General features: G+C 72.3%; 14 protein-coding genes. 5 read left to right on the top strand and 9 right to left on the bottom strand.

Annotated features, from left to right (window positions below; genetic code table 11):
- Positions 1-6 precede the first annotated feature (6 nt).
- Positions 7-660 carry a response regulator transcription factor gene (locus WJM95_RS25065; RefSeq protein ID WP_103549594.1) on the bottom strand — a complete coding sequence of 218 codons (654 nt, stop codon included), beginning with the start codon at positions 658-660 and terminating at the stop codon, positions 7-9.
- A 417-nt stretch (positions 661-1,077) separates the two neighbouring features.
- Here WJM95_RS25065 and WJM95_RS25060 point away from each other — a divergent pair, with 417 nt between their 5' ends.
- Entirely contained in the window at positions 1,078-1,251 is a 174-nt protein-coding gene (locus WJM95_RS25060) for a hypothetical protein (RefSeq protein ID WP_339132046.1), read from the top strand.
- 121 nt (positions 1,252-1,372) lie between these two features.
- Here WJM95_RS25060 and WJM95_RS25055 read toward each other — a convergent pair whose 3' ends face one another.
- Positions 1,373-2,188 (bottom strand): inositol monophosphatase family protein, encoded by an 816-nt coding sequence (locus tag WJM95_RS25055; protein WP_339132045.1) that lies wholly within the window; start codon positions 2,186-2,188, stop codon positions 1,373-1,375.
- 8 nt (positions 2,189-2,196) lie between these two features.
- Positions 2,197-3,324 (bottom strand): ferrochelatase, encoded by a 1,128-nt coding sequence (locus tag WJM95_RS25050; protein WP_339132044.1) that lies wholly within the window; start codon positions 3,322-3,324, stop codon positions 2,197-2,199.
- 363 nt (positions 3,325-3,687) lie between these two features.
- Here WJM95_RS25050 and WJM95_RS25045 point away from each other — a divergent pair, with 363 nt between their 5' ends.
- Complete coding sequence (locus tag WJM95_RS25045; protein ID WP_339132043.1) at positions 3,688-4,926, top strand: MFS transporter; 1,239 nt, start codon at positions 3,688-3,690, stop codon at positions 4,924-4,926.
- Positions 4,886-6,205, top strand: coding sequence for a D-arabinono-1,4-lactone oxidase (locus tag WJM95_RS25040; RefSeq protein WP_339132042.1), 1,320 nt, complete (start codon positions 4,886-4,888; stop codon positions 6,203-6,205). The genes WJM95_RS25045 and WJM95_RS25040 overlap by 41 nt, the downstream gene beginning before the upstream one ends.
- Here WJM95_RS25040 and WJM95_RS25035 read toward each other — a convergent pair.
- Entirely contained in the window at positions 6,129-6,926 is a 798-nt protein-coding gene (locus tag WJM95_RS25035) for a hypothetical protein (protein WP_339132041.1), read from the bottom strand. The genes WJM95_RS25040 and WJM95_RS25035 overlap by 77 nt on opposite strands.
- Before the next feature lie 473 nt (positions 6,927-7,399).
- Here WJM95_RS25035 and sepH point away from each other — a divergent pair, with 473 nt between their 5' ends.
- Positions 7,400-8,452, top strand: a complete 1,053-nt coding sequence (sepH, locus tag WJM95_RS25030) for a septation protein SepH (protein WP_339132040.1) — start codon at positions 7,400-7,402, stop codon at positions 8,450-8,452.
- Positions 8,453-8,650: 198 nt separating this feature from the next.
- On the opposite strand, the gene WJM95_RS25025 is transcribed toward sepH, so the two are convergent.
- A complete protein-coding gene (locus WJM95_RS25025; protein WP_339132039.1) occupies positions 8,651-9,478 on the bottom strand; it encodes a sulfurtransferase in 828 nt (275 codons plus the stop codon).
- Between the two features lie 321 nt (positions 9,479-9,799).
- Here WJM95_RS25025 and WJM95_RS25020 point away from each other — a divergent pair, with 321 nt between their 5' ends.
- Positions 9,800-10,612, top strand: a complete 813-nt coding sequence (locus tag WJM95_RS25020; RefSeq protein WP_339132038.1) for a VOC family protein — start codon at positions 9,800-9,802, stop codon at positions 10,610-10,612.
- 91 nt (positions 10,613-10,703) lie between these two features.
- On the opposite strand, the gene WJM95_RS25015 is transcribed toward WJM95_RS25020, so the two are convergent.
- The 4 genes from WJM95_RS25015 to WJM95_RS25000 all read right to left on the bottom strand — a co-directional run bounded on the left by WJM95_RS25015 (position 10,704) and on the right by WJM95_RS25000 (position 16,178).
- The gene (locus WJM95_RS25015) at positions 10,704-11,351 is read right to left on the bottom strand and encodes a thymidine kinase (RefSeq protein ID WP_339132037.1); all 648 of its coding nucleotides are present in this window, start codon (positions 11,349-11,351) and stop codon (positions 10,704-10,706) included.
- A gap of 40 nt (positions 11,352-11,391) precedes the next feature.
- A complete protein-coding gene (locus WJM95_RS25010) occupies positions 11,392-12,579 on the bottom strand; it encodes a nucleotide pyrophosphatase/phosphodiesterase family protein (RefSeq protein WP_339132036.1) in 1,188 nt (395 codons plus the stop codon).
- Complete coding sequence (locus WJM95_RS25005; protein ID WP_339132035.1) at positions 12,579-13,166, bottom strand: DUF5998 family protein; 588 nt, start codon at positions 13,164-13,166, stop codon at positions 12,579-12,581. Before WJM95_RS25005 ends, WJM95_RS25010 begins: the two co-directional genes overlap by 1 nt.
- Positions 13,167-13,349: 183 nt before the next feature.
- On the bottom strand, positions 13,350-16,178 hold the full coding sequence (locus WJM95_RS25000; RefSeq protein WP_339132034.1) for a GNAT family N-acetyltransferase: 2,829 nt from the start codon (positions 16,176-16,178) through the stop codon (positions 13,350-13,352).
- Positions 16,179-16,203: the final 25 nt, after the last annotated feature.

Here is a 16,203-nt window from a genome sequence, read left to right as displayed (position 1 = left end):
GGTGGCTCAGATCCTGTACCCGGAGCCGGGCACGGTGACGATCACGGCGGGCTCGCCGAGCTTGCGCCGCAGCGTCATGACGGTCACGCGCACCACGTTGGTGAACGGGTCCGTGTTCTCGTCCCAGGCCTTCTCCAGGAGCTGCTCCGCGGAGACCACGGCGCCCTCGCTGCGCAGCAGCACCTCCAGGACGGCGAACTCCTTGGGAGCGAGCTGGACCTCCTTGCCGTCGCGGAAGACCTCGCGGCGGTTGGGGTCGAGCTTGATCCCGGCGCGCTCCAGGACGGGCGGCAGCGGCACGCTCGTACGACGGCCGAGGGCACGCACGCGTGCGGTCAGCTCGCTGAACGCGAACGGCTTGGGGAGGTAGTCGTCGGCGCCGATCTCCAGGCCCTCGACACGGTCGCTGACGTCACCGGACGCGGTCAGCATCAGCACGCGCGTGGGCATGCCGAGCTCGACGATCTTGCGGCAGACGTCGTCGCCGTGCACGAGCGGGAGGTCGCGGTCCAAAACGACCACGTCGTAGTCGTTGACCCCGATGCGCTCCAGCGCGGCCGCCCCGTCGTACACGACGTCGACGGCCATGGCCTCCCGGCGCAGTCCGGTGGCCACCGCATCGGCGAGCAGCTGCTCGTCCTCGACGACGAGTACACGCACGTCGCTTGTCCTTCCTCTGTCCACCGGCGGGCACGCTTCAGCGCACCACGCGGGCAGGTCCGTCACGGATGAGAGCTCCATCCTGCCCGTTTCGGCCATAAACCGGCTGTAAGACGGGGGCGGCGGCCGGGAAGCGCGTCCGCGGGACCGGGAATGCGGGATTTTCTCGCCGGGTTGAGGTTTCCACGGAAGAGAGCGGGGGGAGGACGGCTTTACACCCCGCGATCACGCTCTGCATGTGGCAAGCCACATTGTGGTACGTCCAACGCTTCCGCAGAGCGGGCGTGGGTGTCCGGCACCGTCGCCGCCCAGCCCGGGCAGCGCTGGGCAGGCACCCCATTCGGAGACGTGATCGCCCCTTTCCATCGGCACACCCCCGTGCCACCCGACCCACGACCCAGGACGAGGGGGCGCAGCATGGACGCATTCACCACGGGACTTTTGCAGCGCATAAGGACGACCGAGTCCGACCTGACGCGGGCCCGCGAAACAGGCGACGACTTCCTCACGGAGATCGAGCAGGCCGAGCTGGACGACCTGCACCGCCTCGCCGCGGAGCACGGTGTGGAGGTCGGCGCCACACGCGTCTGATCGGCACGTACGAGAGCGGGGCCCCGGTATCGATCCAGTACCGGGGCCCCGCTCCGTTTCGCTCGCCACCGCTCCTCGGGGCGGCCGGGACTCCCGCCCTCGGCCGTTCCCCGTCCCGCGGTCAGTCGTGCCAGGCCCCGAAGTCCTCCAGGAGCCGCTGGAGGGGCTCGAAGACGCCCGGGGAGGCCGCGACCGCGAGATCGCCCGTGGGGCGCTCTCCGGGGCGTCCACCAGTCACCGCGCCCGCTTCCCGGGCGATCAGGTCCCCCGCCGCGAGGTCCCAGGGGTGCAGACCGCGCTCGTAGTAGCCGTCGAGGCGGCCGGCCGCGACGTCGCACAGGTCGACCGCCGCGGAACCGGAGCGCCGGATGTCACGCACGAGCGGGATCAGCCGCTGGGCCACATCGGCCTGATGGGTCTTGACCTCGGTCACGTAGTTGAAGCCGGTCGAGACGAGCGCCTGGTCCAGCGGCGGGGACGGGCGGCAGGCCAGCCGGCGCTCGCCGACCCACGCGCCGGAGGCACGGGCGCCCCGGCCGCGGACCGCGTGGTACGTCTCGCCGCGCATCGGTGCCGCCACGACGCCGACGACGGTCTCGCCGTCGACCTGGGCCGCGATGGACACGGCCCAGGTCGGCAGTCCGTACAGGTAGTTGACGGTGCCGTCGAGGGGGTCGACGATCCAGCGGACGCCGCTGGTGCCCTCGGTCGCCGCGCCCTCCTCCCCGAGGAGGCCGTCCGCGGGGCGGTGCTCGGCGATCAGCGAGGTGATCAGCTTCTCGGCGGCGATGTCCATCTCGGTGACGACGTCGATCGGGCTGGACTTGGTCGCGGCGACCGCCAGGTCGGCCGGCCGGCCGTCGCGCAGCAGCTCGCCCGCGCGGCGGGCGGCCTCGTGCGCGAGCTGGAGGAGTTCGGTGTGCAGGGGCTCGGTCACGTGATTCCTCAGGCGAAGGGGCTGTCGGCGCCCGCGGCGGCGGGCTTGGGCGTGCGGGCCGGGCAGCAGCCCACCGGGCACAGGTCGTGACTCGCGCCGAGCGCGCCCAGGGCACACCGTGTCACCTGGCGGCCGGTCTCGGCGGCGGCGCGCTCCAGCACCAGGTCCCTGACCGCCGCGGCGAACCGGGGATCGGAGCCCACCGTGGCCGACCGGCGCACGGGCAGGCCGAGCTCCAGCGCCTTCGCCCGCGCCTCGGTGTCCAGGTCGTACAGGACCTCCATGTGGTCGGAGACGAACCCGATCGGCACCATGACCGCGGCCGCCGCTCCGGCCCCGTGCAGCTCCTCCAGGTGGTCGCAGATGTCGGGCTCCAGCCACGGGATGTGCGGGGCCCCGGAGCGCGACTGGTAGACGAGCCGCCAGGGGTGGTCGGTCCCGGTCGCCTCGCGCACCGCGTCCGCGATCAGCCGGGCCACGTCCAGGTGCTGCCGGACGTAGGCACCGCCGTCGCCGTGTCCCTCGGCGGGGCCGGAGGTGTCCGCCGCGGCGACCGGGATCGAGTGGGTGGTGAACACCAGGTGGGCGCCCGCCCTGACGTCCTCGGGCAGCTCGGCGAGCGACGCGAGGACGCCCTCGGTCATCGGCTCCACGAACCCGGGGTGGTTGAAGTAGTGCCGCAGCTTGTCGACCCTCGGCGGCTCGATCCGTTCCTCCGCCAGGACCGCCAGGGCTCCCGCCAGGTCCTCGCGGTACTGCCGGCAACCCGAGTACGAGGCGTACGCGCTGGTGGCCAGCACCAGGATCCGGCGCCGCCCGTGGGCGGCCATCTCGCGCAGGGTGTCGGTCAGGTACGGCGCCCAGTTGCGGTTGCCCCAGTAGACCGGCAGGTCCAGACCGTGCCCGGCGAAGTCCTTGCGCAGCGCGTCGAGCAGCGCCCTGTTCTGTTCGTTGATCGGGCTGATCCCGTCGAACAGGAAGTAGTGCTGCCCGACCTCCTTGAGCCGTTCCTTGGGGATACCTCTGCCCCGCGTCACGTTCTCCAGGAACGGGACCACGTCGTCCGGGCCCTCGGGACCGCCGAACGAGAGCAGGAGCAGGGCGTCGTAGGGGGTGGCATCGAGCACTTCTGGCATGGGTCCGATCCTGCCACCCGCCGCTGACGGGCGAGAACCGGCGGGGTGACGAGCGGGCGACAACGACGGTGCGCACGGCGGCGGCGCGCACGAACGGGCGCCACACGAACGGCCGAGCGCCCGGACGGACGCCTCGTGGGCGCCCCGTGGGCGGGCGGAACGCGGACGGGCGTGGGACGGGCGTCGGACGGGCGCGGCGGCCGAACGACCGCGCGGGTATCGCGCGGCCGAACGACCGGACGGGGCCGAGGTGCTGTAATTAGGGTTACCTAACCCGTAAGCTGTATCGGCCAGCTTCACGCCTTACAGAAGTTCGGCCGCCCGCGGTGGACGGGAGGGCCGAGCCGAGCCGACGGAGACCTCGTGCCCAGCCCGTACCGCGCCCTGTTCGCCGCCCCAGGCTCCAAGAGCTTCTCCGCCGCGGGCCTGCTCGGCCGGATGCCGTTGTCCATGATGGGCATCGGCGTCGTCACGATGATCTCCCAGCTGACCGGGCGCTACGGCCTCGCGGGCGCGCTGTCGGCGACGATCGCGCTGGCGGCCGCGGCGATGGGCCCACAGGTCTCGCGTCTGGTCGATCTGCACGGCCAGCGCAGGGTCCTGCGTCCGGTGACACTGTTCGCGCTCGCGGCGGCCGTGGGCCTCCTGGCCGCCGCGCACTTCGGGTGGCCCGACTGGGTCCTGTTCGTGTGCGCGGCGGGCATCGGCAGCGTCCCGAGCATCGGCGCGATGATCCGATCCCGCTGGGCGGCCCTCTACGGAGGCACCCCCCAGCTGCACACCGCGTACTCCCTGGAGTCCGTGGTGGACGAGATCTGCTTCATCTTCGGGCCGATCATCTCCATCGGCCTGTGCACGGTGTGGTTCCCGGAGGCCGGACCGCTGCTCGCCGCCGGCTTCCTCGCGGCGGGCGTCTTCTGGCTGACCTCCCAGCGCGCCACCGAACCGCGGCCGCATCCTCGCGGACAGCACAACGACGGCTCGGCGCTCCGCTCGGCCGGGCTCCAGGTCCTCGTGGCCACGTTCGTGGCGGTCGGGACGATCTTCGGAGCCGTCGACGTGGTCACCGTCGCCTTCGCCGACGAACAGGGCCACAAGGGCGCCGCGAGCATCGTCCTGGCCCTCTACGCGGCGGGCTCCTGCCTCGCGGGTGCCGTCTTCGGACTGCTGCACTTCAAGGGGGCCGCGGAAGGCAGGTGGCTGCTGGGCATATGCGCGATGGCCGTGAGTATGATCCCCCTCCTACTGGTCGGAAACTTGCCGTTCCTGGCCGTGGCGCTGTTCCTTGCGGGCCTGTCCATCGCTCCCACGATGATCACGACGATGTCCCTCATCGAACAGCACGTACCTCGCGCGAAACTGACCGAGGGCATGACCTGGGTGAGCACAGGACTCGCCGTCGGGGTCGCGCTCGGTTCCTCCGTGGCCGGCTGGGTGATCGACTCCGCCGGCGCGGAAGCCGGGTACGGGGTTCCGGCCGCGTCCGGAGCCGTCGCGGTCGCGGTCGGTTTCCTGGGGTACCGCCGGCTCAGCAGGCCGGTTCTTCAGCGGGGAGGGTCGCATGAGCACCACAGTGAGCGAGAAGAACGGCACGTGGCGTAACTGGGCGGGCAACGTCACCGCTCTTCCCGTACGGGAAGTCACCCCTGCCTCGGTGGACGAGCTGTCCGCCGCCGTACGCAGGGCCGCCGAGGACGGTCTGACGGTGAAGGCCGTCGGCACCGGGCACTCCTTCACGGCCGCCGCAGCGACCGACGGCGTATTGATCCGGCCTCAACTGTTGACCGGCATCCGGAAGATCGACCGTACGGCCATGACGGTCACGGTCGAGGCGGGCACCCCGCTCAAGAGGCTCAACATGGCCCTCGCGCGCGAGGGTCTGTCGCTCACCAACATGGGCGACATCATGGAGCAGACGGTCTCGGGAGCGACCAGCACGGGGACGCACGGCACCGGCCGCGACTCCGCCTCCATCGCCGCCCAGATCAGGGGCCTGGAACTGGTGACGGCGGACGGCTCGCTGCTGACCTGCTCCGCGACCGAGAACCCGGAGATCTTCGCGGCGGCCCGCATAGGCATCGGCGCCCTGGGGATCATCACCGCGATCACCTTCGCCGTGGAGCCCGTCTTCCTGCTCACGGCCCGCGAGGAGCCGATGACCTTCGACAAGGTCACCGCCGACTTCGAGGAACTGTTCGCCGGGAACGAGCACTTCGAGTTCTACTGGTTCCCGCACACCGGCAACTGCAACACCAAGCGCAACAACCGCAGCGCGGGCCCCGAGAACCCGGTCGGTCCCGTCCGCGGCTGGATCGAGGACGAGTTCCTCTCCAACGGCGCCTTCCAGGTGGCCAACCTGATCGGCCGGGCCGTCCCGGCGGCCATCCCCTCGATCGCCGGATTCTCCAGCCGCGCGCTGTCCGCGCGGACCTACACCGACATCCCGTACAAGGTCTTCACCTCGCCGCGCCGCGTGCGGTTCGTGGAGATGGAGTACGCCGTGCCGCGCGAGGCCCTGGTCGAGACGCTGCGCGAGCTGAAGGCGATGGTCGACGCCTCCTCCCTGCGGGTGAGCTTCCCCGTGGAGGTGCGGACCGCGCCCGCCGACGACATCACCCTGTCCACGGCGTCCGGACGGGAGAGCGCGTACATCGCGGTCCACATGTTCAGGGGCACCCCCTACCAGGCGTACTTCACCGCCGCCGAGCGGATCTTCACCGCGCACGAGGGACGGCCGCACTGGGGCAAGGTGCACACGCGCGACGCGGAGTACTTCGCCAAGACCTACCCGCGCTTCGGCGAGTTCACGGCGCTGCGGGACCGGCTCGATCCGGACCGGCGCTTTGCGAACGACTACTTGCGGAGGGTTCTGGGGTCGTAGCGGTCGCGCTCGGTTCGGGAGCCGGGGTGCCGTCCCCGGTTCCGGAACCCGGCGAGGCGCTGTCGCCCGGGGCCGGCGTGACCGTCGTACCGCCGCCCGTGCCCGCGTCGCCCGAGCCGGCGCCGTCGGTGGACGGTGCCGGTTCCGGAGCGGCCGGTGACGAGGACCGCGGGGAACCGGTCGACGGAGTGGTGGCGGGTTCACGCTTCTGCGAGCCGGACGTGTGGCCCTTGAAGGCGTCGCCGACCGTCGTGCTCGTGCCGCCGCCGCTGAAGCTCTGGCCCGAGACCGCTTCGTACGTGGTGATTCCGGCCATCGTGACGCCGAAGACCAGAGCGGTCGCCACCAGCGGCCTCCTCCAGCTCCTGACCCGCGCGCGATAGACGGTTCCCTCACCGAACTCGGCGAACTCGCCGAACCCGCCCGGAGTACCGGGCGCCGGCGGGGACTTCGGTCTCGCAGGGACCGCCGCGTCGCGGAGCTGTTCGCCGGTGCGCCGGAAGAAGTGCTGGAACACCGTCCCTCCGCAGGTGGCGACGACGCTGACCAGCCCGGCGCCCAGGATCGTCCCGTAGACACCGAAATAGGACGCCAGTTTCGCCGCGACCACCGCGGCGACCGCGCTCCCCGCCACCTGGGGGACGCTCAGGTCCAGCCGCTTCTTCCTCGGTTCCACGTCGGCACCCGGCTTCTCGCCGCCGACATCCGGCTTCTCACGCATTCCCGGACCTTGCCTGCCTTTCCCGTACTTGATCGACCGACCGCACGAGAAAGGGACGTACGGGCGAAACGATAAGTTCCGTTTCTGCCGATTACGTGAAGTGCGCCACGTCCCGCGGGCGGCGAAGAGGCGCCGGGATCGGCCAACTAGCACCCCCCACTAGAAGTTGAGCGGCGTGCCGATCCACGCAAGTGGCCCGAATGGAGTACTGTTGCGAGCCCTGGGTCCGGACTCCCGCCGGGGTGTCCGGGGCCTTGCAGGACCGCCGGGAGGGGGCTCGTTGCACAGGGTGATGGAGTTCGTCACTTAGTGTTGCAAAACAGGTAACCGTGCCATAACGGCGACCCCGGGCCCGCGCCCGACACGCCGGGCAACTCGGCAAGGTTGTGGCAGGCTGCACCCGGGCAGGCCACACTCGACTAGCGGAAGCAGCGACGCACGTGACGTCGGCAGGCACCACCCGGGAGGTCCCCATGCCCGAACTGCGTGTCGTGGCCGTCTCTAACGACGGCACACGGCTGGTGCTGAAGGCTGCGGACAGCACGGAATACACGCTTCCGATTGACGAGCGGCTGCGCGCCGCCGTCCGCGGCGACCGTCCCCGCCTCGGCCAGATCGAGATCGAGGTGGAGAGCCATCTCCGCCCCCGTGACATCCAGGCGCGTATACGCGCCGGTGCCTCCGCGGAGGAAGTCGCCCAGCTCGCCGGCATCCCCGTCGATCGCGTGCGCCGCTTCGAGGGGCCCGTGCTGGCCGAGCGCGCCTTCATGGCCGAGCGCGCCAGGAAGACTCCCGTCCGCCGTCCCGGCGAGAACGCTGGCCCCCAGCTCGGTGAGGCCGTCCAGGAGCGACTGCTGATCCGGGGTGCCGAGAAGGACACCGTCCAGTGGGACTCCTGGCGCCGCGACGACGGCACCTGGGAGGTTCTGCTCGTCTACCGCGTCGCGGGTGAACCGCATGCCGCGAGCTGGACCTACGACCCGCCCCGGCGGCTCGTCCAGGCCGTCGACGAGGAGGCGCGCTCGCTGATCGGCGAGTCCGACGACCTCGCGGCGCCCGAGCCGAGCTTCCCGTTCGTGCCCCGGATCGCCAGGCTGCCCCGCGACCGTCCGCTGGACCGTGCCCTGGACCGCCAGACGGAGCGGCCGAGTCTGCCCCCGGCCTCCCCGGAGACGGCCGAAGAGGCCGAGGACCGGGACTCGCTGACCAGTCTTCTGGAAGCGGTGCCCAGCTTCCGGGGCGACATGGTGGTGCCCGAGCGGCCCGCCCCCGCCGAACGGCCCGCCGCCGAGGAGCCCGTCACCGAGCCCGAGGAGGAGGAGCCCCCGGCTCCCGCCGCCTCGGCGGGTGCCGGTTCCGCGTACGCGGACGTCCTCATGCCCCGTTCGGTGGGCAGCCATCGCGACCGGCTCGTCGGCGCGACGGACCGCCAGGCCGAGGCCGACGGCGTCCGCCCGGGCCGCAGAGCGGCGGTCCCGAGCTGGGACGAGATCGTCTTCGGCACGCGCCGCAAGAAGCAGGAATAGCCCGATCCACGGCGGAGGGGCCCACACCGATCCGGTGTGGGCCCCTCCGCCGTGCACGGGTGTCACCGCGCCCGGTGCCCCGGTGTCGCCGAGGCCGTCGCCACCGGGGCCGACACCGCGGACGTCACCACGGCCGGTGCCCCAGGGGCGCCGAGGCCGGTGCCACCAGGTCCGGCACCGAGGGCGTCGGCGCTGGCGTCACTGCGGATCGGGACCCACCGCGACGGGGCGGTCTCCGGCCTGGGACCACTCCGACCACGAACCCACGTACAGCGCGGCGGGAACGCCCGCCACGGCGAGGGCCAGCACCTCATGCGCGCCCGAGACCCCGGAGCCGCAGTAGACGCCCACCTCGGACGCCGGTGTCACGCCGAAGGACTTGAAGCGGTCGGCGAGTTCGGCCGCCGGCAGGAACCGCCCGTCCTCCGTGACGTTCCCGGCGGTCGGCGCCGACACGGCACCCGGGATGTGGCCGCCGACCGGATCGATGGGCTCGACCTCGCCCCGGTACCGCTCCCCCGCGCGGGCGTCCAGGAGCAGCCCGGTGCGGGCGAGCGCGGCCGCGCCGTCCGCGTCCAGCAGCGGACGGGCGCCGGCCTTCGGCACGAACGCTCCGGGCGCCGGCGAGGGCAGCTCCGAGGACACCGGTCCGCTCCACGCGGCGAACCCTCCGTCAAGCACGCGTACCGACGGATGACCCGAATAGCCCAGCAGCCACCAGGCGCGCGCGGCGGCCCAGCCCTGCCCGCCGTCGTACACGACGACGTCGCGGTTCTCGGACACTCCCGCGGCTCGCATCGCCGCGCCGAAGACCTCGGGATCGGGGAGCGGGTGCCGGCCCTCCGCACCGGCCGGACCAGCGAGTTCGGAATCCAGATCGACGAAGACGGCACCGGGGATGTGCGCCTTCTCGTACTCGGAGCGCAGGTTGGGACCGCCCAACTGCCAGCGGACGTCGAGCAGGACCGGCGGGTTCGGCCCCGCCAGGTCACTGGCCAGTTCGGGTGCCGTGATGATGGCGTTCATGACCCCATCCTTGCGCACGGGGTGGCCGCTTCGTCCATGTCCGGCTACTCTGCTCCGCCGGGCAGGTCCGATCACCGGGCGTACGGGATCGGGCACATGCTGTACAACTGATGGCCACCACACGGCAGTCGTTCCGCGACGGACGAGCGACGGCGGATCAGGCGTCCTCCGTCCGCGTGCCGCCCGACGGCGGCGCCGGAGGGACACACGCGTGACCGGTGGTGCGGGCATCGGCACGGGGCGCGCACGCACGCGACCGACCACGCGTGTTCGCAGGCGGAAGGTGACCGGCCACCGCGAGGGGCCGAGAAGAGAGTGACGATGACCGAGGCACGGGAACCGGCCGAATCGGCCGGCCCGAACGGCACCACGCACGCTCGGTACACGCCCGGGACACCCTGCTGGGTGAGCCTGATGGCGCACGAGACGGCCGCGATCCAGGACTTCTACGGAGCACTGTTCGGCTGGGAGTTCCAGCCGGGCCCACCGCGGCTCGGCCCGTACGCACGGGCCCTGCTGGACGGCCAGGAGGTGGCCGGCGTCGGCCAGTTGCCGCCCGACCGGCATCTGCCGATCGCCTGGACGCCCTATTTCGCCTCGGCGGACGTGGACCAGAGCGCCGAGACCGTACGTCACAGCGGCGGAACCGTGGGCGTGGGCCCGCTGGACGCGGCCGAGGCCGGCCGGCTGGCGCTCGCCTCGGACCCGACGGGCGCCGTCTTCGGCATCTGGCAGGGGTTGGGCCACCTCGGCGCGGAGATCACCGGGGTACCGGGCACCCCGGTGTGGAACGAGCTGGTGACGCGTGACACCGAGAGCGTCGTCAAGTTCTACCAAGGCGTCTTCGGCTACGAACCGGAGCTGGCCGGCCCGGCCGACTTCGACTACGTGACCCTGCACATCGACGGCCGGCCGGTGGCCGGGGTCCACGGTGTCGGGAACGCCCTGCCGCGCGACCGGGGCCCGCACTGGCTGACGTACTTCGAGGCCGCCGAACTGGACGACACCGTCCGCCTGGTCGGGGAACTCGGCGGACATCTCGTCCGGGCGGCCCACGACTCCCCGCACGGCCGCGTGGCGACGGTGGCGGATCCGGAGGGCGCGGTCTTCTCCCTGATCCACGCGGTCACCTGACCGGGGCGCCTCCAGGGGCGGCTCCCCGGAAAGGGGCCGTTCCTCCGGACAGGCGTCGCTCCCGGAGCAAGGTCCGCACCCGGGACAGGTCTCAGACCGGGGCGATCGGCAGGACGTCAGGGGACAGAGCGCTCGCGCGGGCCGTGGCAGCTGTCATACGGCGCCTGTGGTGCCGGCGGCACAGGACCTCGTAGCCGATGGACTCGTGCTGGTCGACGTCCCCGACGACGACCTGGGCACCCTCGACGACCATCTCGCCGCCCACGGTGCGGGCGTTGTGGGTGGCGCGGGCGCCGCACCAGCACAGGGCCTCGACCTGGAGGACCTCGACCCGGTCGGCCAGCTCCACGAGGCGCTGGGAGCCGGGGAAGAGCTTGGACCGGAAGTCGGTGGTGATCCCGAAGGCGAAGACGTCGACGTCCAGGTCGTCCACCACGCGCGCCAGTTGGTCGATCTGCGCGGGGGCCAGGAACTGGGCCTCGTCCGCGATCACGTAGTCCGCGCGGCCGCCCTTGGAGAGGTGGTCGACCAGATAGGCGTACAGGTCCTGGTCGTCCGCGACCTCGACCGCGTCCGTGACGAGGCCCAGGCGCGAGGAGAGCTTGCCCTCGCCGGCCCGGTCGTCCCGGGTGAAGATCATGCCTTGCAGACCCCGCGCCGAGCGGTTGTGCTCGATCTGGAGAGCCAGCGTGGACTTCCCGCAGTCCATCGTTCCGGAGAAGAACACCAGCTCGGGCATGGGGAGTTGAGCACCTTTCGGCAACAGGGAAGGGGGAATGTCAGGAGCGTACTTGGAGGAGGGGCACCAGCTGCTCGGCCGGGGTCATGGAGCCGTGGTTGCCGACCATCAGCGACTCCTTCGGCTCCCGCTCGGACGCGGTGATCAGAACATCGTCCCGGGCGGCGGCGATGACGTCACCCAGCCGGAGGTACACCCGCTCGTCGACCCGCGGGCCGAACCAGCCGGCGTCGATCGCCTCGTCGCGGGAGGCGACCCAGAACTGCTCGCCGAGGACCTCGCGCCAGCAGGTCAGCACGTCCGCCTGGGCGCCCGGGACCGCGTACACGTGGCGGGCACGGCCTTCGCCGCCCAGCAGGGCGACCCCGGCGCGCAGCTCCCAGTCCTCGTCGAAGTCGATGCGGTGCTGCTCGTCGAACGGGATGTCGATCATGCCGTGGTCGGCGGTGACGTACAGCGCCGTGCGCGGCGGGAGCTGCTCCGCGAGACGCTGCACCAGCCGGTCGACGTACATGAGCTGGCCGCGCCAGGGGTCGGAGTCGACGCCGAAGCGGTGGCCCTTGCCGTCCACCTCCGCGTAGTACGTGTAGACCAAGGAGCGGTCGCCGGCGGCCAGTTGCTCGGCGGCGAGGTCCATGCGCTCCTCGCCCGACAGCCTGCCGTGGAAGGTCCCGCCGCTCAGCGCGATCTTCGTCAGCGGGGTGTTCTGGAAGGTCGGCGAGGAGACCTGGGCGGTGTGGACACCGGCCGCGTCGGCCAGCTGGAAGATCGTGGGGTGGGGCTGCCAGGCTCGCGGATCGGTCCACGGGTTCCAGCGGAGCTGGTTCATCAGCTCGCCGGTGGCGGGGTTGCGCGCCGTGTAGCCGGGCAGGCCGTGGGCGCCCGGGGGCAGACCGGTGCCCACCGAGGCGAGGGAGGTCGCGGTGGTGGCCGGGTAGCCGGCGGTGATCGGACGTCCGGTGCCGCCGCGCGAGGACTCCAGGAGCGAGGTCATGAAGGGTGCCTCGTGCGGGTGGGCCCTGAGCTGCTCCCAGCCGAGACCGTCGATCAGGAACACGCAGTTCCGGTCGGCCGCGGTCAGTTCGGGTATGACGGCGGTCGCGCCGGGCACGGACATGCCGGCGGCGAGGGTGGGCAGCAGATCGGCCAGCGAACCGGCGCCGTACTCGGGGACGGGCGCGGAGCCGATGGCGAGCGGTTCCGGGTGGTCCCAGGTGGGCAGGGCCATCAGCGGGCGACGTCCGCGGTCGCTTCGGAGAGGGACTGCGCGAAGGCGAGGGCCTGGCGGACCGTCTCCGGGCCGTCCCCGGCCTCGCTGACCCGCAGGCTCAGGTCGTCGGCCGTCGAGTTGCCGGTGTAGCCGTGGTCGGCGTCGCAGTTGGGGTCGCCGCAGGCGGCCGGCTCCAGGTCGATGCGCGAGACGGCGCCCCAGCCGATGGTCAGGACCACTTCGCGGGGCAGCGTGCCGGGCGTGTACGACTCGGGGTTCGCGACGACGCGGCTGACGACGACCGAGGAGATCCGGCCGAGCTTGACCGACTCCGTCGAGGTCGTGGCGTAGGGCGTCGGGGAGGTGGTGTCCGCGTTCTGCTCGTCGGTGTGGCTCACGATGAAACGGTTGCCGGTGAGGACCAGCACGGTGACGTGCCGGCGGACCTCGTTCGCGTCGAACGTCGTCTCCTGGTGGACCAGGTACGACCGGATGGTCTCGCCGCCGATCGCGGCCTCCACCGCCTCGGCCACGAGGGCCGGGTAGTAGCCGCTGCGCTCGATCGCCGCTCGCAGCCCCTGGGTCGTCGTACTGGTCTTGGCCATGACGTCCATCCTACGGGGGCCCACTGACTGCGAGGCACCGCTCGCGTGGGTCTGTCGTGGACGGATCAGATCGCATCACGCAGGGTGCCCGGTGCGACGCGGCGCGGCAGGGGTGCCCGCCGTCGCGGAGGCACCCCCGTCCGCGTCCCGGGGCGTCGCGGCTCCTGTGACGTCCCGGCCGGCTCAGACGACGGGCAGGGTCCGGGGGCCGAGGTCGTCCCGGAGGGGAGCGCGGGCCAGCCGTACGGTGGCGCCCAGCACGCTCACGCCGGTCGGGGCGACCACGACCGGCTCCAGCGAGACCGCGACGACCTCCGGGTGGTCGTCGACCAGGCGGGAGACGCGCAGCATCAGTTCTTCGAGGGCCGCCGTGTCGACCGGAGCGGAGCCCCGCCAGCCGAACAGGAGGGGCGCCGTCCTGATCGACCTGACCAGGGAGGCCGCCTCCCGGTCGGTGACCGGGACCAGGCGGTGCGCGGTGTCCCCGAGCAGTTCGGAGGCGGCTCCGGCGAGCCCGAAGGAGAGCACCGCACCGGCGGCCGGGTCGATCACCGCGCGGACGACCGTGTCGACACCGCGCGGTGCCATCCCCTGCACGACCGGGCGCAGCACGGTCGGCGGTCCGAACAGCTCGGTCAGTTCCGCGTACGCCCGGCGCAGCTGTTCCTCGTCCGCCACGTCCAGGCGTACGCCACCGAGGTCGGCGCGGTGCCGCAGGTGCGGGGCGGTGGTCTTCAGTGCGACGGGGTATCCGATGGTCCGCGCGGCTTCCACGGCGTCGTCCGGCGTGGGGGCGGGCAGGGACCGGTGCACGTCGATGCCGTAGCGCCCGAGCAGTTCCGCCGTCCGTTCGCCTCCCAGGGTCAGGCCCTCCCCGCGCGCGAGGAGGTCGTCGATCAGCCGGGCCGCCCCCTTCTCGTCGATGTCCTCGTACTCGGGGACCTTGCCGGGCTCGCCCGCGTCCAGCCGCCACTGGGCGTACTTGACGGCTTCGGCGAGGGCGCGGACGGCGCGTTCGGCGGCGGGGTAGGCGGGGATGAGCCGGGTGTCGGGCGCGGGTTCGGCGCGCTCCGCCGCGGGCGACCGGTCCGAGGGGTGGAACCGGGCGCCGGGGGCCGCGCCCGGCGCCGTTCCGGAGGCGGGCGGGGCGGTGCTCGCCGCCGCGGAGAGGGCTTCGGCGAGTCCGCCCAGTTCGACGTGGACGACGAGGACGGGTTTCGCCGGGGCCGCGAGGGCGGAGGACCGCAGCGCCTCGGCGAGTGCCGCGTCGGCGGCCGAGGTCTCCCCCACAGCCGGGATGGCCGTCACGACGACGGCGTCGCAGCCGTCGTCGGCGAGTGCCGCCGACAGGGCCCGGTGGAAGTCCTCCGCCGAGGCGGCCGTGGTCAGGTCCCGCGGCGGCAGCGGCCTGAGGCCTTCGGCGAGGCACGCGTCGTACGTGAGAAGACCCAGCGACTCGGAGTTCCCGAGGATCGCCACGCGCGGTCCCCTGGGAAGCGGCTGGCGGGCCAGCAGCAGGCCCGCGTCGACGAGTTCGGTGATCGTGTCCACGCGGATCACTCCGGCCTGGCGCAGCAGCGCGGACACGGTGGCGTGAGGCAGCCGGGTGGCCCGTACGGCGTGCCCCTGGGGTGCGGTCCCGCCGTGCCGCGCTCCCTGGACCACGACCAGCGGCTTCGCCGCCGCGGTCCGCCGCGCGAGGCGGGTGAACTTGCGCGGGTTGCCGATGGATTCGAGGTACATCAGGGCGACGTCGGTGTCCGGGTCGTCGTACCAGTACTGGAGTACGTCGTTGCCGGAGACGTCCGCCCGGTTCCCCGAGGAGACGAAGGTCGACACGCCGGTGACGCCGGTGACGCCGCCGCCGCGCCGGTGCAGCCGGGAGAGCAGGGCGATGCCGATGGCGCCGGACTGCGCGAACAGGCCGATGCGTCCGGGGCGGGGCATCTGGGGGGCGAGCGAGGCGTTCAGCCGGACGTCGGGCGCGGTGTTGATCACACCGAAGGCGTTGGGTCCGATGATGCGCATGCCGTACGTGCGCGCGTGCCGTACGAGTTCACGCTGGCGCTCGCGTCCCTCGGGGCCGCTCTCCGCGTAGCCGGCGGAGACCACCACCAGTCCCTGCACGCCGTGTTCGCCGCATTCCGTGACGACCTCGGGGACCTGCTCGGCGGGCACGGCGACGACGGCGAGGTCCACGGGCTCGTCGATGTCCCTGATGGAGCGGTGGGCCGGGACGCCGTCGAGTTCCTTGTCCTGGAGTGCCGTGTTGACGGCGTACAGGCGTCCGGTGAACCCGGCCGACCGGAGGTTGTCCAGGACGCTGCGGCCGACGCCGCCGGGTGTGCGCCCGGCGCCGATGACGGCCACCGAGCCGGGGGCCAGCAGCCGCTGGACGGAGCGGGCCTCGGCGCGCTGTTCCCGCGCGCGCTGCACGGCCACGGACCGGTCGGTGGGTTCGAGGTCGAACTCCAGGCGGACGACGCCGTCCTCGAAGCTGCGCTTCTGGGTGTATCCGGCGTCCGTGAACACCTTGATCATCTTGTTGTTGGCGGGCAGCACCTCGGCGGCGAAGCGGCGGATGTCACGCTCGCGGGCGACCGCGGCGATGTGTTCGAGCAGCGCGGAGGCGACGCCCCGGCCCTGGTGGGCGTCCTGGACGAGGAAGGCGACCTCGGCCTCGTCGGCGGGCGCCGAGGCGGGCATGCCGTCCGCGTTGATCCGGTCGTAGCGCACGGTGGCGATGAACTCTCCGCCGACCGTGGCGGCGAGGCCCACCCGGTCCACGAAGTCGTGGTGGGTGAAGCGGTGGACGTCCTTGGCGGACAGCCGCGGGTAGGGCGCGAAGAAGCGGTAGTACTTCGACTCCTCGGAGACCTGCTCGTAGAAGCTGACCAGGCGTTCGGCGTCGTCGACGGTGATGGGCCTGATCCGCGCGGTGCCGCCGTCGCGCAGCACCACGTCGGCCTCCCAGTGGGCTGGGTACTCGTGCCGGTCCGACGAGGTCTGCATGGGCCCCAGAGTACGGCTGGCGTAC

It is taken from the genome of Streptomyces sp. f51, assembly GCF_037940415.1.
Classification (GTDB): domain Bacteria; phylum Actinomycetota; class Actinomycetes; order Streptomycetales; family Streptomycetaceae; genus Streptomyces.
The sequence above is the reverse complement of the archived record's forward strand: the minus strand, read 5'-3'. Positions and strand labels throughout refer to the sequence as shown.

Excerpts from the sequence above, each read along its gene's own strand:
- WJM95_RS25060 (WP_339132046.1), top strand. The coding sequence starts at position 1,078 with ATGGACGCATTCACCACGGGACTTTTGCAGCGCATAAGGACGACCGAG.
- sepH (WP_339132040.1), top strand. The coding sequence starts at position 7,400 with ATGCCCGAACTGCGTGTCGTGGCCGTCTCTAACGACGGCACACGGCTG.
- WJM95_RS25020 (WP_339132038.1), top strand. The coding sequence starts at position 9,800 with ATGACCGAGGCACGGGAACCGGCCGAATCGGCCGGCCCGAACGGCACC.
- WJM95_RS25015 (WP_339132037.1), bottom strand. The coding sequence starts at position 11,351 with ATGCCCGAGCTGGTGTTCTTCTCCGGAACGATGGACTGCGGGAAGTCC.
- WJM95_RS25000 (WP_339132034.1), bottom strand. The coding sequence starts at position 16,178 with ATGCAGACCTCGTCGGACCGGCACGAGTACCCAGCCCACTGGGAGGCC.
- WJM95_RS25040 (WP_339132042.1), top strand. The coding sequence starts at position 4,886 with ATGAGCACCACAGTGAGCGAGAAGAACGGCACGTGGCGTAACTGGGCG.
- WJM95_RS25010 (WP_339132036.1), bottom strand. The coding sequence starts at position 12,579 with ATGGCCCTGCCCACCTGGGACCACCCGGAACCGCTCGCCATCGGCTCC.
- WJM95_RS25005 (WP_339132035.1), bottom strand. The coding sequence starts at position 13,166 with ATGGCCAAGACCAGTACGACGACCCAGGGGCTGCGAGCGGCGATCGAG.
- WJM95_RS25035 (WP_339132041.1), bottom strand. The coding sequence starts at position 6,926 with ATGCGTGAGAAGCCGGATGTCGGCGGCGAGAAGCCGGGTGCCGACGTG.
- WJM95_RS25050 (WP_339132044.1), bottom strand. The coding sequence starts at position 3,324 with ATGCCAGAAGTGCTCGATGCCACCCCCTACGACGCCCTGCTCCTGCTC.
- WJM95_RS25025 (WP_339132039.1), bottom strand. The coding sequence starts at position 9,478 with ATGAACGCCATCATCACGGCACCCGAACTGGCCAGTGACCTGGCGGGG.